This is a genomic window from Rhodococcus sp. PML026 (assembly GCF_000963615.1).
GTDB classification, from domain to species: Bacteria; Actinomycetota; Actinomycetes; order Mycobacteriales; family Mycobacteriaceae; genus Rhodococcoides; species Rhodococcoides fascians.
Window position 1 is genome coordinate 269913 of the sequence record NZ_KQ031365.1, and the last position, 13248, is coordinate 283160.

Here is a 13248-nt window from a genome sequence, read left to right on the forward strand (position 1 = left end):
ACCCGAGCAGCAGTTTCCGTCATCCATCGCCGCTCGACGCCGACGACAGGACAGGGATCAACATCGTGAGTACAGACGACGCGACCGCAGTAACGGTCGTTGCCGGAGTCGACCTGGGTGACCCGGAGCTCGCTCGATCCGTCGCCGACGGTCTCGCGCGCGTCGAAGAGCTGATGATCAGTGAACTGTCCGACGGCGAAGAGTTCCTCACCGAGGCTGCTCTGCATCTGGCGAAGGCCGGCGGCAAGCGATTCCGACCCCTGTTCACCGTGCTGACCGGCCAGCTGGGGCCGTCGCCGACAGATCCGGCGATCGTCACCGCCGCCACCGTGGTCGAGCTGGTGCACTTGGCGACGCTCTATCACGACGACGTCATGGACGAGGCGTCGATGCGCCGCGGAGCCGAGAGCGCGAACTCTCGCTGGGGCAACAGTGTGGCGATTCTCGCGGGCGACTACCTCTTCGCACATGCGTCGCGTCTGGTGTCCACCCTCGGACCCGACGCCGTCCGCATCATCGCCGAGACCTTCGCCGAGTTGGTCACCGGGCAGATGCGCGAAACGATCGGGGCCAAGAGCACCGACGATCCCATCGCGCACTACTTGAAGGTCGTGTGGGAGAAGACCGGGTCGCTCATCGCCTCCTGTGGGCGCTTCGGCGGCACGTTCAGTGGCGGCGATGCCGAGCACGTGGGACGCCTCGAGCGCCTCGGTGACGCTGTCGGCACCGCGTTCCAGATCTCCGACGACATCATCGACATCTCCTCGGCCACCGAGCAGTCGGGTAAGACTCCCGGCACCGACCTGCGGGAAGGCGTGCACACCCTGCCGGTGCTGTTCGCGCTCCGCGAGGAAGGTGCCGACGGCGACCGCCTGCGCGAGATCCTGGCCGGCCCGGTCACCGAGGATGCGCTGGTCACCGAGGCCCTGGAGCTGTTGCAGCGATCACCCGGCATGGTCGCGGCCAAGAAGACCCTCGGCGAGTACGCCGACCGCGCCCACGCCGAGCTCGCACTGCTGCCGCAGGGACCGGCCAACGACGCCCTGGGCCGACTGGTGAACTACACCGTCGAACGCGTGGGGTAGTCGCCCACTCGGTGGTCGGGAACTGCACGTCGGGGTGCCGTCGTTGAATCGGGTAGGAACACCCGGTACGAGGAGGCACCCGTCACGATGAACAGTTACGCCAACGGTGCGAAGACATTCGGCCTGCTGGTCGGGATGTCTGCGCTGATCGTCTTCATCGGTTCGTTGTTCGGTAACTCGATGATTCTGATCGGGTCGATCGTGCTGGCCGTCGGCGTCAACGGCTACGCGTACTTCAACAGCGCGAAGATGGCTCTGAAGTCGATGCACGCGGTGCCGGTGAGTGAGCTCGAACAGCCGGCGATGTACCGGATCGTGCGGGAACTGGCGACAACGGCGCATCAGCCGATGCCGGCGCTGTACGTGAGCCCGACCAACAATCCCAACGCGTTCGCCACCGGGCGGAACCCGCGCAACGCAGCCGTGTGCTGCACCGAGGGCATTCTTCGGATCCTCGACGAGCGGGAACTTCGAGCGGTGCTCGGACACGAACTCTCGCACGTCTACAACCGCGACATCCTGATCTCGTCGGTGGCCGGTGCCATGGCGGCGGTCATCTCGGGCCTGGCGAACCTGGCCTTCTTCGCCAACGTCTTCGGTGGCCGCGGCAACGGGGGAGCCAATCCGCTCGCTCTGCTGTTGGTGTCGATGCTGGGGCCCATCGCGGCCACGTTGGTGCGGCTCGCGGTCTCTCGTTCTCGGGAGTATCAGGCCGATCAGTCCGGTGCCGAGCTGACCGGTGATCCGCTGGCGCTGGCGTCGGCACTGCGCAAACTCGAGCAGGGGGTGCAGCTGGCACCGCTGCCGCCCGAGCCGCGGCTGGCCGCGGAGTCGCATCTGATGATCGCCAATCCGTTCCGCATCGGCGACAAGGCGGGCGCGCTCTTCGCCACCCACCCGCCGATGGCCGACCGAATCGAACGGCTCGAGCGGATGGCCGGCCACCGGCCCTACTGAGCGGAGCCTGCGGCATGTGAGTGGAACTTCGTAGTCTGCTACGAGGTTCCACTCACATGCGGCGCTCTACCGGTAGTTGACGAACTGCAGGGCGATGCCGAAGTCCTCGTTCTTGAGCAACTGTTGGATTGCCTGCAGGTCGTCGCGCTTCTTGCTGCTCACGCGCAGCTCGTCGCCCTGGATCTGCGCTTTGACGCCCTTGGGGCCGTCGTCGCGGATCTTCTTGGAGATCTTCTTGGCGTTCTCGGTGCTGATGCCTTGCACGAGTTTGCCGGTGACCTTGTAGACCTTGCCGGACGCGGCCGGGTCGTTGGTCTCGAAAGCCTTGAGCGATACGTCGCGTCGGATCAGTTTCTCCTTGAAGACGTCCAGAGCTGCCTTGACCTTCTCCTCGGATTCGGACGTGATGACGATGGTCTCGGACTCGCCACTGCCGGACCACTCGATGCTGGTGTCCGATCCTCGGAAGTCGAAGCGGGTCGCCAGCTCCTTCGCGGCCTGTCCGAGAGCGTTGTCCACTTCCTGCCGGTCGACTTTGCTCACTACGTCGAAGGACGAATCAGCCACTTCTCACACTCTCCAGTCGAATCGAAAATTTGTTTCTGCGGTGGTGTCGGTCCACATCCCGCTGGGACTTTATCGGCCCGCTACCGACCGTATCCACCCGGTTTGCGTTCCGGGGGGACGTTCGTTGTATTCTTCTCACCGCGCCGAAGACCAGCACGGACTTCGATCGCAGCACGGCAGATTGCCCGAGCGGCCAATGGGAGCGGACTGTAAATCCGTCGGCTTATGCCTACGTAGGTTCGAATCCTACATCTGCCACACCTGGAACCCCGGCGAGAAATTTTCTCGCTGGGGTTTCCATGTGAAGAGGACATATCAGGGCCGCTGACCTCGCAATTTGGCAGTCGGTGCTCGGAATGTGTAACCTCTTGAAGGCTTCAGCGCACGGCTTGTTCGTGTTCTGAGGTGGAGCCTGCGGAACGAGAGTTCCCGTAGTCACCCGCCCCCTTAGCTCAGTCGGTAGAGCGTTTCCATGGTAAGGAAAAGGTCAACGGTTCGATTCCGTTAGGGGGCTCGCTGGATTGGATGGCTCGACGTCGCGCTCCCGTTCGTGGGATGGTGGACGATGAGCACCTGAGGCGGTGTAGCTCAGTTGGTAGAGCAAACGACTCATAATCGTTGCGTCGCCGGTTCAAGTCCGGTCACCGCTACACAGTAGGCAAGCACGGCAAGTAGCACGCATGAACAGTCCTGATTGACCCAGATCAGATTTACCCGAAAGTAGGCGTCCAGTGGCCTCCTCCACCGATGTGCGGCCCAAGATCACCTTGGCCTGCGAGGTTTGCAAGCACCGCAACTACATCACCAAGAAGAACCGTCGGAACGATCCCGACCGCATCGAGCTGAAGAAGTTCTGCTCCAACTGCGGAACGCACCGGGCTCACCGCGAATCTCGCTAGATTGCACGGCTCGCTGGTTCGCAGTTCCGATCTCTAGTCGGCGCCCGGCGTTAGGTCACTTTTTCTCCCCCTAACGGCTCTTGCGTCCAGGGTAGAAAAGGTTTTCCGTGTCACAAGCTCCACACGATGTCCCGACCATGGATGCATCCGCACACGCGGCGTCCATGGTCGGTTCTCATTTCCGCGTCGACGACTTCTACGAGGTCGGCCGCGAGAAGGTTCGTGAATACGCGCGTGCCGTCCAGGATTTTCATCCCGCGCATCACGACGAGGACGCAGCGAAGGGCCTCGGTTACGACGGTCTCCTCGCGCCCTTGACCTTCGTTTCCCTGCTCGGGATCATGTCGCAGACCCGGATGCTGCAAGAGGTCATCACCGGTTACGACCCGAGCCAGATTCTGCAGACCGACCAACGACTGGAATTCCATCGCCCGATTCAGGTCGGCGATCGAATCTTCTGCGACGTGTACCTCGAGTCCTTCCGGCAGATGAGCGGCAGCGACATCATGACCACGAAGAACATCATCACCGACCAGAACGGTGATCTCGTACAGACCACGTGGACGACCATCGTGGCGCGGACCGGCGGGGAGATCGACGAGAACATCGCCCATGCGGTCAAGGAAGTGATCAGGCATGGCGCTTCGTAGTTTCGACGACGTGTCCGTCGGCGAGGAGCTGCCCGAGCGAGTCGTGTCCTTGACCCGCGGCGACCTGGTGAACTACGCCGGTGTGTCCGGCGATCCCAACCCGATCCACTGGAGTGACGAAGTTGTCGCGCTGGCCGGATTGGACAACGTGATCGCGCACGGAATGCTGACGATGGGCCTCGGTGCCGGCTTCGTCACGTCATGGCTCGGCGATCCGGGTGCGGTCACCGAGTACAACGTGCGCTTCACCAGCTCGGTGTTCGTCCCGGCGGATTCGGCGGCGCAGGTCGAGTTCACCGGCAAGATCAAGACGATGGACGTCGAGGAGCGAACTGCCGTGATTGCCATCGTGGCGAAGTTCGAGGGCAAGAAGATTTTCGGGCGAGCTACCGCAACGGTACGTTTGGCCTGAGCATGTCGATCCGGCAGAAGTAGTTCGTGGCCGGGACGACGGGATTTATCTGTTCCGAAGAGTGTGCAGTACACTGAGATTTCTGGGGTAATCCGGCGCTCTGCGCTGCCCGCGTCCTCTTTCCGAGGTGACGTGGGCTCGAGCGTGTGAGTCGGATCGACACCAGAGCGGCCGAGAAGTTTCGGCCGAAGGGGCGTAGCTCAATTGGTAGAGCAACGGTCTCCAAAACCGTAGGTTGCAGGTTCAAGTCCTGTCGCCCCTGCCCAAGGTGTCAGCAACTGAGAGGAACGACGTGAGCGAGGAGCGCGGTAAGCGCGACGGTCGATCGGGGGAGTTCGAGGACTCTTCGGCCCCAGACGACGTCGTACCTGGCTCCGAGGGCCGTCTCTCCGATGCTGATACGTCTGCCGGTGGATCTTCTGCGGAGGCTGTCGTACCCACCGGTAAGCGATCGTCGAGCAGGGCACGCAGCACCGGTGCTGCCTCGGTGTCGATGACGAAGACTGCGACCGCGTCCACGAAAGCCACGTCCGGCAAGGGACGTTCGGGCAAGGCCAAAGCAGACAAGCGGCCCAACGTTTTTCTGCGGCTGCTGCAGTTCTTCCGCGAGGTTGTTGCCGAACTGCGCAAGGTCATCTGGCCGAACAAGAAGCAGATGGTCACCTACACCACCGTCGTGCTCGTCTTCCTGACGTTCATGGTCGCGTACATCAGCGGTCTCGACGTGTTGTTCATCAAAGGCGTCGGCTGGCTGTTCGGCTGACCGAGACGGCCGACTTTTCGACGATCGAACCGAGCAGGAAACTAGAGAAAGGGTGCTGACGTGAGCACGCCGCACAACGACGCCACCGAAGTGGCCGCATTCGACGCCGATGTCGAGGCGACCAAGCAGGGCCTCGAAGCGGAGCAGGCCGCTCAGGACCGCGAGACCGACGAAGCAATCAAGGCCGACGTGGCCGCTGCCGCCGGGGACGACGTTGCCGCCGAAGGCGACGAGGCCGCTGACGCCGACGTCACGGCAGAGCCCGAGGATCCCGTCGCCGAGATGAAGGCGGCTCTGCGTCGCGCTCCCGGCGACTGGTACGTCATCCACTCGTACGCCGGATACGAGAACAAGGTCAAGGCCAACCTCGAGACCCGTGTGCAGAACCTCGACGTCGGCGACTACATCTTCCAGGTGGAAGTTCCCACCGAAGAGGTCACCGAGATCAAGAACGGCCAGCGCAAGCAGGTCAACCGCAAGGTTCTGCCCGGCTACATCCTGGTCCGCATGGAACTCAACGACGAGTCCTGGGGCGCAGTGCGCAACACCCCCGGCGTCACCGGATTCGTCGGTGCGACGTCGCGTCCGTCACCGTTGACCATCAACGAGGTCGTCAAGTTCCTCATGCCGCAGGAAGGCGCCAAGAAGGACGCGAAAGCGACCGCAGGCGCAAGCGACCAGAGCGGCGACACCACGTCGAAGCCGACCATCGAGGTCGACTTCGAGGTCGGCGAGTCGGTCACCGTCATGGACGGCCCGTTCGCGACTCTCCCCGCCAGCATCAGCGAGGTCAACGCAGAGCAGCAGAAGCTCAAGGTGTTGGTATCGATCTTCGGCCGTGAAACCCCGGTCGAGCTCGGCTTCACCCAGGTCTCCAAGATCTAGAAGCCGCGCGCACAGACTTGCAGTAGCAACCGCAAGAAACCCGAGCGAATACAAGGAAAAAGAAATGCCCCCGAAGAAGAAGAAGCTAGCCGGGATCATCAAGCTTCAGATCCAGGCCGGTGCCGCCAACCCGGCACCGCCCGTCGGCCCCGCATTGGGCCAGCACGGCGTCAACATCATGGAGTTCTGCAAGGCGTACAACGCCGCGACCGAGTCGCAGCGCGGCAACGTCGTGCCGGTCGAGATCTCGGTCTACGAAGACCGCACGTTCGACTTCAAGCTCAAGACTCCTCCCGCTGCCAAGCTGCTGCTCAAGGCTGCAGGCGTGGCAAAGGGCTCCGGCGAGCCGCACAAGACCAAGGTCGCCAAGGTGACCATGGATCAGGTGCGCGAGATCGCCAAGACCAAGCAGGAAGACCTCAACGCCAACGACATCGATCAGGCCGCGAAGATCATCGCCGGCACTGCTCGCTCGATGGGCATCACGGTCGAAGGCTGATTACCAGCTCTCTGCAGTAACCGAAGTACACGTGGGAGAGCCGGCCAGGCTCGTCAACCACACTGAACTCGAACGAAGGACAGCAAGACATGGCAAAGCGCAGCAAGGCCTACCTCGAGCAGGCCGCAAAGATCGACCAGGACAACCTCTACTCGCCTCTCGAAGCCGCCAAGTTGGCCAAGGAGACCGCGTCGAGCAAGTTCGACCCCACCGTCGAGGTTGCAGTGCGACTCGGCGTCGATCCCCGCAAGGCGGATCAGATGGTGCGCGGCACCGTCAACCTTCCCCACGGCACCGGCAAGACCGCTCGGGTTATTGTTTTCGCCGCTGGTGAGAAGGCTGCAGAGGCCGAGGCAGCAGGAGCCGACGTCGTCGGAGCAGAAGATCTGATCGAGCGCATCCAGGGCGGATTCCTGGACTTCGACGCCGCGATCGCCACCCCCGATCAGATGGCCAAGGTCGGCCGCATCGCCCGTGTCCTCGGACCGCGTGGCCTGATGCCGAACCCGAAGACGGGCACGGTCACCAACGATGTGACCAAGGCCGTCAACGACATCAAGGGCGGCAAGATCAACTTCCGCGTCGACAAGCAGGCCAACCTGCACTTCGTCATCGGTAAGGCCTCGTTCGACGAGACCAAGCTGGTGGAGAACTACGGCGCTGCGCTGGACGAGATCCTGCGTGCGAAGCCGTCGTCGGCCAAGGGTCGTTACGTCAAGAAGGTCACCGTCTCGACCACCACCGGACCCGGCGTCCAGGTCGATCCGAACCGCACGCGCAACCTCCTCGAGGACGACGCGAACGCGTAATTTCGTAACTGCGAACGAAGGCCGGTCTCCCCAGGGAGGCCGGCCTTCGTCGTAGGGTCTTGCCGAGGATCTAGGCCGCGTTCGCGCGAGCGAAGTTGGCCAGGACGATGCCGCTGATGCGGTCGAGCAACGCGGCGGGTAGGTCGTGGGCCATGCCGTCGATCAGCGTCAGCTCGGCACCGGGAACGGCGCGGGCGATGGCCTTGCCGCACGAGGGTCGGACCAGTCTGTCGGCGGTCCCGTGAATGACGGTGGTCGGCGCGGTGATCTTCTTCGCGTACGGCCGCAGGCTGCCGGTGCCGGTGATCGCAGCCATCTGCCGCACGACGCCCGAGGGGTTGTAGTTCCGCTCGTACATCACCTGCGCAATCTCCAGTTGTTCCTCGAGCGGAGTGCGGAAGCCGGGAGAGTCGATGGTGGACAACGTCTTTGCCGAATGCGCGATGATTTCCTCTTTCGTGGCGTCCTTCCCGACGCCACCGAGCAGGGGCAGCAGGGCGCGTGGGTCCGGCGGAGGTAGGAACGGCTCGTTGGTGCTCGAGAAGAGAATGCCCACCGATTCGGTTCGTTCGGGGTAACTACCGGCGAAGACTTGAGTGATCATGCCGCCCATCGATGCACCGACGACGTGCACGGTGTCGACCCCGAGGTGATCGAGTACTCCTACGGCGTCGGCGGCCATGTCGACGATCGTGTAGGGCACGTCGGAAGACATCCCGAGCTCGTGTCGGATCATCCGGAGGATCTGGGATCCCCGCACCTTCTGCCCGGTCATCTTCGTGGACAATCCGATGTCGCGGTTGTCGATGCGGATCACTCGGTATCCCGCATCGACGAGGCGGGTACAGAAATCCATGGGCCACAACGTCAATTGCGCGGACAGGCCCATGATCAGCAGGACCGCAGGGTCATCGACCGAACCCATGTCCTCGTACGCGATCTCGACGGAGTTCGCCGGCGCGATGCCTTGTTCGATTCTCATGGTGTCGTTCCTACCAGCCCGGCTCACCGAGTATGGGCACCACCAGGTAGCTCGGGCTTTCCGGGTCGATGCTGATGTCCTGTTTGCGTAGTCGAGTGCGCAGTAGGTCCGGCAAGATCGGGATGAACCGTGGTGTGTCGGTGGCGAATACGTCGACCCGGAGTCGGTGGCCAGTGGCGATGACGGCCTCGGTGGTGAGAATGTCGATATCGAGAACGATGGGTTCGCCGATGGGTACCGGAAGCAGCGCCGCTTCGGTGAGCGGGTGGTAGGGCCGGGTGTAGTCGCCGTTCGGCGCGAACAAGGAACGTTCGTCGTCCACGGCTCGACGCGAGGCCAGAAGAGCGCCGTTGCTGAGCACCGTCGAGGTTCCGTCGGGAGCGACGTCGCAGATCATGATGGCCCACAACGCTTCCCGTGCGTGGCAGATCACCCGAAGATGCAGATTCATCGGACCGGACAGGACGGCGTCCGACTCGGCAGCATCGGTGGTGAAGGTGACTGCGGCGCCCTCGGCGAATCGGTTGTCGTAGGTGAATCCACCACCGAACACGGCCGTCACCCCGGCCAGCACCTGCGTGGTGTCACGCGAGACGACGGCCCGCAACGAGGGCCGCACCGTCAGGACGTCGCGGGCTGTGGCAGGTTCGGTGGTGAGGCTGCCGTCGGCGACGGCATGGGCCGCGGTGCCCGAGGACGCTGCCGACAGGTACAGCCTTCGTGGCTGGGCCCGAGGTGCCGGAAAGCGGCCGTGCGCAGTCCAATTCCCGCCCTGTTGCCGCAGTGTGACGGGACCGTAGTTCTCTATTCCGTTGTCGACGTCGCGCAGCCACTTGTCGAACCAGGCCCGCTCGAGTACGTCGAGGCGCGGTGGAAATCCTGGTTCGCCGAATCCGATACCGGGGTTGCCGTGGTAGCCGTCGCCGACGAGCAACTGCTTCGATCCACGTTCGAGGGGGAGCCGGTTGTAGATGTCGGGAGCGGATCCGCCGAAGATGTCGTGCCAGCACCCGTACAGAAAGGTCGGTACCGCGATGTCCTCGATGACGGCGTCGATGGTGTCGTAGTACTCGTTGTCGTAGATTCGCGGATCTCGGCCTGTGACAAAGCCTTTGGCCAGATCGAGCAAATTGGTGGCGGGGGATCGCACGCGATCGCGGAGCCAGGTGAACGTATCGACTCCGCCGACGGCCGGTGCCCACTTCAACCCGTTGACGGCGGCGAGCCACAGCGGGATGAACGCCGATGTCGCGCCTCCGGTCGCGAAGATTTCGCGGACGATGTCCACCGAGCCCTCGACGGCGAAGATGGCGTCGAGCCCGGCGGGTTGCTTGGCCGCGGCCTGCAGCGAATTGATCGCGGAATACGAAATTCCGGCCATTCCCACCCTGCCGTTGCACCAGTACTGGCGTCGGGCCCACTCGATCACCTCGAGCGAATCGAGTTGTTCCCTGGGTCCCAGCACATCCCAGGTGCCCGAGGAACTACCGGTGCCGCGGACGTCGACGATCATCTGTACGTACCCACTGCGCACGAGGTGACGGTTCACCGAGAAAAGGTCCGCCGCCCCGCCTGCCACCACACGGGTGATTTCGGTGATGCCGTCGAATGCCGTTCCGGTGAGATCGAAGGCGGCCGAGAAGGCTCTGACAGCACGGCCGAGAACCGGCGTTTCGAGGATCGTGTCGATCCCCTTGATGAGCAGTTTGTTGTAGGGCGTGAGATTGAGGACGGTGGGAAAACTGCCCTCCACCGCGTGACCCGCTGCGTCCGCGGGGCGGATGACGTACGCGCGCAGCGCCGTGCCGTCGCTCATCGGGATACGAACGTTCGCCGAGACGGAGACCCTCGGAAAGCGCGGTTGTTCGCGCACGATTTCCGCCCACGCCGCTGCTGCGTCGCCGCCGCTGGGATCGCGTACGGGTTGCAGGAGGGGGTGGGGCTGCACGGCAGTCATGAACGTCGACTAGACCGTCGAACGACCCTGTTTGTCCCGAGGTGTCAACTTCAGAAGACGGCTGCACTCTTTGCAGGCGTTTCGAGGGTGAGTGCACGTGTCTTCTGACATTCTGATGTCAGAAGTGCGGTGCACGGTCGCACGTTCGGCTCTCGGTGACAGGGAGGCTTGTGGTGGACCCCGACAAGCTCGACGTCGTGGAGACCGGTGTGCTGACAGCGTCGGGGGAGCGGTGGTCCCAGGCCGAGGCCCGTTTCGCTGTCCTGGCTCCCTTGCTGGAGATGCATTCGGTGCGTTCGGAAGCGGTCGACGATGCCGCGCAACGGTTGGGATTGTCCAGGCGGCAGGTCTACACGTTGGTCGGCAGGCTCAGGAACGGGACGGGGACAGTCACCGATCTTCTGACGAAGGTCTCGTCGGGAGGGCGTGGCCGCAGCCGAGTAGCGGCTGAGGTCGAGGAAGTGATCGGCGATCATCTCACCCGCTATTTTCTTCACCGCCAGAAGCTGAGTGTCGCTGCGCTGCACCGACGTATAGCACTGGCGTGTCATCGCGCGGGTTTGCCGGTGCCGGCCAGAAATACCGTCACTGCGCGTATCGCCGCGCTCCCTCCGGCATCGGTGGCCAGGTCAGGCGGGGGACCCGATGCCGCCCGCCCACGTCAGTCCGCCGGCGACGTTCCACCGACGGTTTCGGGGATTCTCGATCAGGTCCAGATCGACCACACCGTCGTCGATCTGATGGTCGTTGATGAGTAAGAGCGGTAACCGATCGGCCGCCCCTACCTGACGATCGCCGTTGATGTCTTCAGCCGTTCCGTACTCGGGTTCGTCGTCACTCTGGAGCCGCCGTCGTCGATATCGGTCGGGTTGTGCCTGGGCCGCGTGTGCTGCGGGAAGCAGACGTGGCTGGAGGCATGCGAGCTGGCGGAGCAGGTGCAGTGGCCGATGGCGGGGAAGCCGAAGCAGTTGTATCTCGACAACGCCTCCGAGTTCAAAAGCGAAGCGCTGCGCCGCGGATGCGCCCAGCACGCCATCACCCTCGAGTACCGTCCTCCGGGCCGACCGCACTACGGCGGGATCGTCGAACGCATCATCGGAACGGCGATGACGGCTGTGCACGAGCTGCCTGGGACCACCTTCTCGAACCCAGCGGACCGAGGAAGTTACGACTCGGACAAGCACGCGGCGTTGACATTGCGTGAGTTGGAGCGTTGGCTGGTCCTGGCTATAGCCTCGTATCACGCGAGCGTTCACGCAGGGATTGGGAACACTCCGGCTGCCGTGTGGGCCGGTGGGGTCGCCGCAGTTGGTCATGCCCCTCGTGTGGTGCTCGGCGAAACCGCGTTCTTGGTGGACTTTCTTCCCGTCATCCGGCGACGTCTGACGCGCACGGGCTTCGTTCTCGATCACGTGCACTACTTCTCGAACGCGCTCAAGCCGTGGGTTGCGCGGCGAGAGGATTTGGGGCGGTTCGTGATACGACGTGACCCACGCGATTTGAGCAGAATCTGGGTCCTCGAACCAGACGGTGCCGGCTATGTCGAGGTGCCGTACCGGACGATGTCACATCCCGCGGTGACACTGTGGGAGCACAGAGCTGCTATCTCCCGTCTCCGCGAACAAGGTCGGTCGAACGTCGATGAGAGCGCACTGTTTTCGATGATCGAGCAGATGCGCGAGGTCACCGACCGCTCGCAGAAAGCCACCCGCAAAGCCCGGCGCAACCGTGCCCGCCGCACGCATCTCACCGGCGACGCCGCGTGTGCACCGATCCCGGCGATCCACCCGCCGGTGGAGCCTCGAGCGGACGGCGGCACCGCAACGCCTGTCTTCAGCGACATCGAGGAATGGTGAGGCGATGACCTCATCGACAGGAAGCAGCGACGAACCCACCGAGTCGTCCAGCGAGGATTTGGGGCACCTTCGGGAGTCGGTTCGACCGCTCACCGCACTCGACGACGCGGAGCGGATCCGGTCGATCCGGTCGGAGAGGTGGATCGGGTATCCGCAGGCCCGTACGGTCATCGACCATCTGGAGTCGTTGCTGTCGTGGCCGGACCGGCAGCGTATGCCGAACTTACTGTTGCTCGGTCCGACGAACAACGGCAAGTCGATGATCATCGAAAAGTTCCGGCGCACTCATCCGCCGATCAGCTTGTCCGACCGCGAGCAGATACCGGTGTTGTGCATGCAGATGCCCCCGGACCCGTCACCCGGCCGGTTCTACCTCGCACTGCTCACAGCGTTGGGAACACCGACCAGGCCCCGCAATCGGGTCCACGAACTCGAACAGCAAGCATTGATGCTGCTCCGCGCCACCGGCGTACGGATGTTGATCATCGACGAGCTCCACAATGTTCTCGCCGGCCGCGACAACGTCCGCCGCGAATTCTTGAACGTGCTGCGGTTTTTGGGCAACGAACTACGCATTCCTCTTGTCGCTGTCGGAACCCGCGACGCCTACCTCGCCATCCGAACCGATCCCCAGCTGGAGAACCGATTCCACCCCATGACTTTGCCTGTCTGGACCAACACTGCCGACACCAGATCACTGCTGGCCAGCTTCACCACGAGCTTCCCCCTCCGCAAACCCTCGCACCTGACATCACCGGAGATGACCGACTACCTCCTCACTCGCTCCGAGGGCACCATCGGTGAACTGACAACGCTGCTCACTGCCGCCGCAGTGACCGCCGTCGACAGCGGAGAGGAAGCGATCACCTCATCGGTGCTCACACGCACTCCGTACCTCGGCCCCACGGAGCGACGCCGCCAGTTCGA

Annotated in this window: 15 protein-coding genes and 4 tRNA genes; 16 read left to right on the top strand and 3 right to left on the bottom strand. The window is 63.4% G+C overall.

What is annotated here, in order from left to right:
* Positions 1–65: 65 nt before the first annotated feature.
* The gene (locus VF34_RS01395; protein ID WP_032365250.1) at positions 66–1085 is read left to right on the top strand and encodes a polyprenyl synthetase family protein; all 1020 of its coding nucleotides are present in this window, start codon (positions 66–68) and stop codon (positions 1083–1085) included.
* Between the two features lie 87 nt (positions 1086–1172).
* A complete protein-coding gene (gene htpX / locus VF34_RS01400; protein WP_032375585.1) occupies positions 1173–2042 on the top strand; it encodes a zinc metalloprotease HtpX in 870 nt (289 codons plus the stop codon).
* 66 nt (positions 2043–2108) lie between these two features.
* Here htpX and VF34_RS01405 read toward each other — a convergent pair whose 3' ends face one another.
* Positions 2109–2609, bottom strand: a complete 501-nt coding sequence (locus VF34_RS01405) for a YajQ family cyclic di-GMP-binding protein (RefSeq protein ID WP_027498282.1) — start codon at positions 2607–2609, stop codon at positions 2109–2111.
* Between the two features lie 175 nt (positions 2610–2784).
* Here VF34_RS01405 and VF34_RS01410 point away from each other — a divergent pair.
* The 11 genes from VF34_RS01410 to rplA all read left to right on the top strand — a co-directional run bounded on the left by VF34_RS01410 (position 2785) and on the right by rplA (position 7526).
* Positions 2785–2867: transfer RNA gene (locus VF34_RS01410), tRNA-Tyr, on the top strand.
* Positions 2868–3050: 183 nt separating this feature from the next.
* Positions 3051–3123, top strand: a tRNA-Thr gene (locus tag VF34_RS01415).
* A gap of 63 nt (positions 3124–3186) precedes the next feature.
* A tRNA-Met gene (locus tag VF34_RS01420) sits at positions 3187–3259 on the top strand.
* 81 nt (positions 3260–3340) lie between these two features.
* The gene (gene rpmG, locus VF34_RS01425) at positions 3341–3508 is read left to right on the top strand and encodes a 50S ribosomal protein L33 (RefSeq protein ID WP_027498281.1); all 168 of its coding nucleotides are present in this window, start codon (positions 3341–3343) and stop codon (positions 3506–3508) included.
* Between the two features lie 137 nt (positions 3509–3645).
* Positions 3646–4158: a (3R)-hydroxyacyl-ACP dehydratase subunit HadA gene (gene hadA, locus VF34_RS01430; protein ID WP_045840660.1), complete on the top strand. Its 513-nt coding sequence runs from the start codon at positions 3646–3648 to the stop codon at positions 4156–4158.
* Positions 4145–4570 carry a (3R)-hydroxyacyl-ACP dehydratase subunit HadB gene (gene hadB, locus VF34_RS01435; protein WP_027498279.1) on the top strand — a complete coding sequence of 142 codons (426 nt, stop codon included), beginning with the start codon at positions 4145–4147 and terminating at the stop codon, positions 4568–4570. Before hadA ends, hadB begins: the two co-directional genes overlap by 14 nt.
* 189 nt (positions 4571–4759) lie before the next feature.
* A tRNA-Trp gene (locus VF34_RS01440) sits at positions 4760–4832 on the top strand.
* 30 nt (positions 4833–4862) lie between these two features.
* Positions 4863–5333: a preprotein translocase subunit SecE gene (secE, locus tag VF34_RS01445; RefSeq protein WP_027498278.1), complete on the top strand. Its 471-nt coding sequence runs from the start codon at positions 4863–4865 to the stop codon at positions 5331–5333.
* Between the two features lie 60 nt (positions 5334–5393).
* Positions 5394–6218 (top strand): transcription termination/antitermination protein NusG, encoded by an 825-nt coding sequence (gene nusG, locus VF34_RS01450; protein WP_027498277.1) that lies wholly within the window; start codon positions 5394–5396, stop codon positions 6216–6218.
* 64 nt (positions 6219–6282) lie between these two features.
* Positions 6283–6717, top strand: a complete 435-nt coding sequence (gene rplK, locus VF34_RS01455) for a 50S ribosomal protein L11 (RefSeq protein WP_008713829.1) — start codon at positions 6283–6285, stop codon at positions 6715–6717.
* A gap of 89 nt (positions 6718–6806) precedes the next feature.
* Positions 6807–7526 carry a 50S ribosomal protein L1 gene (rplA, locus tag VF34_RS01460; RefSeq protein WP_027498276.1) on the top strand — a complete coding sequence of 240 codons (720 nt, stop codon included), beginning with the start codon at positions 6807–6809 and terminating at the stop codon, positions 7524–7526.
* 70 nt (positions 7527–7596) lie between these two features.
* On the opposite strand, the gene VF34_RS01465 is transcribed toward rplA, so the two are convergent.
* Both VF34_RS01465 and VF34_RS01470 read right to left on the bottom strand, forming a co-directional pair.
* The gene (locus VF34_RS01465) at positions 7597–8508 is read right to left on the bottom strand and encodes an alpha/beta fold hydrolase (protein WP_045840661.1); all 912 of its coding nucleotides are present in this window, start codon (positions 8506–8508) and stop codon (positions 7597–7599) included.
* A gap of 10 nt (positions 8509–8518) precedes the next feature.
* Positions 8519–10465 (bottom strand): CocE/NonD family hydrolase, encoded by a 1947-nt coding sequence (locus VF34_RS01470; RefSeq protein WP_032375587.1) that lies wholly within the window; start codon positions 10463–10465, stop codon positions 8519–8521.
* A 173-nt stretch (positions 10466–10638) separates the two neighbouring features.
* Between VF34_RS01470 and VF34_RS25795 the strand changes: the two genes are divergently transcribed.
* The 3 genes from VF34_RS25795 to VF34_RS01480 all read left to right on the top strand — a co-directional run.
* Complete coding sequence (locus VF34_RS25795) at positions 10639–11223, top strand: hypothetical protein (protein WP_228139278.1); 585 nt, start codon at positions 10639–10641, stop codon at positions 11221–11223.
* Between the two features lie 189 nt (positions 11224–11412).
* On the top strand, positions 11413–12321 hold the full coding sequence (locus tag VF34_RS25800; protein WP_426375495.1) for a Mu transposase C-terminal domain-containing protein: 909 nt from the start codon (positions 11413–11415) through the stop codon (positions 12319–12321).
* Positions 12322–12325: 4 nt separating this feature from the next.
* On the top strand, positions 12326–13248 hold a 923-nt coding region (locus VF34_RS01480; RefSeq protein WP_045840662.1), incomplete at its 3' end, for a TniB family NTP-binding protein.

Coding starts and splice junctions, on each gene's coding strand:
- htpX (WP_032375585.1), top strand. CDS start 1,173: ATGAACAGTTACGCCAACGGTGCGAAGACATTCGGCCTGCTGGTCGGG.
- hadA (WP_045840660.1), top strand. CDS start 3,646: ATGGATGCATCCGCACACGCGGCGTCCATGGTCGGTTCTCATTTCCGC.
- hadB (WP_027498279.1), top strand. CDS start 4,145: ATGGCGCTTCGTAGTTTCGACGACGTGTCCGTCGGCGAGGAGCTGCCC.
- rplK (WP_008713829.1), top strand. CDS start 6,283: ATGCCCCCGAAGAAGAAGAAGCTAGCCGGGATCATCAAGCTTCAGATC.
- rplA (WP_027498276.1), top strand. CDS start 6,807: ATGGCAAAGCGCAGCAAGGCCTACCTCGAGCAGGCCGCAAAGATCGAC.
- VF34_RS01465 (WP_045840661.1), bottom strand. CDS start 8,508: ATGAGAATCGAACAAGGCATCGCGCCGGCGAACTCCGTCGAGATCGCG.
- VF34_RS01470 (WP_032375587.1), bottom strand. CDS start 10,465: ATGACTGCCGTGCAGCCCCACCCCCTCCTGCAACCCGTACGCGATCCC.
- VF34_RS25800 (WP_426375495.1), top strand. CDS start 11,413: ATGGCGGGGAAGCCGAAGCAGTTGTATCTCGACAACGCCTCCGAGTTC.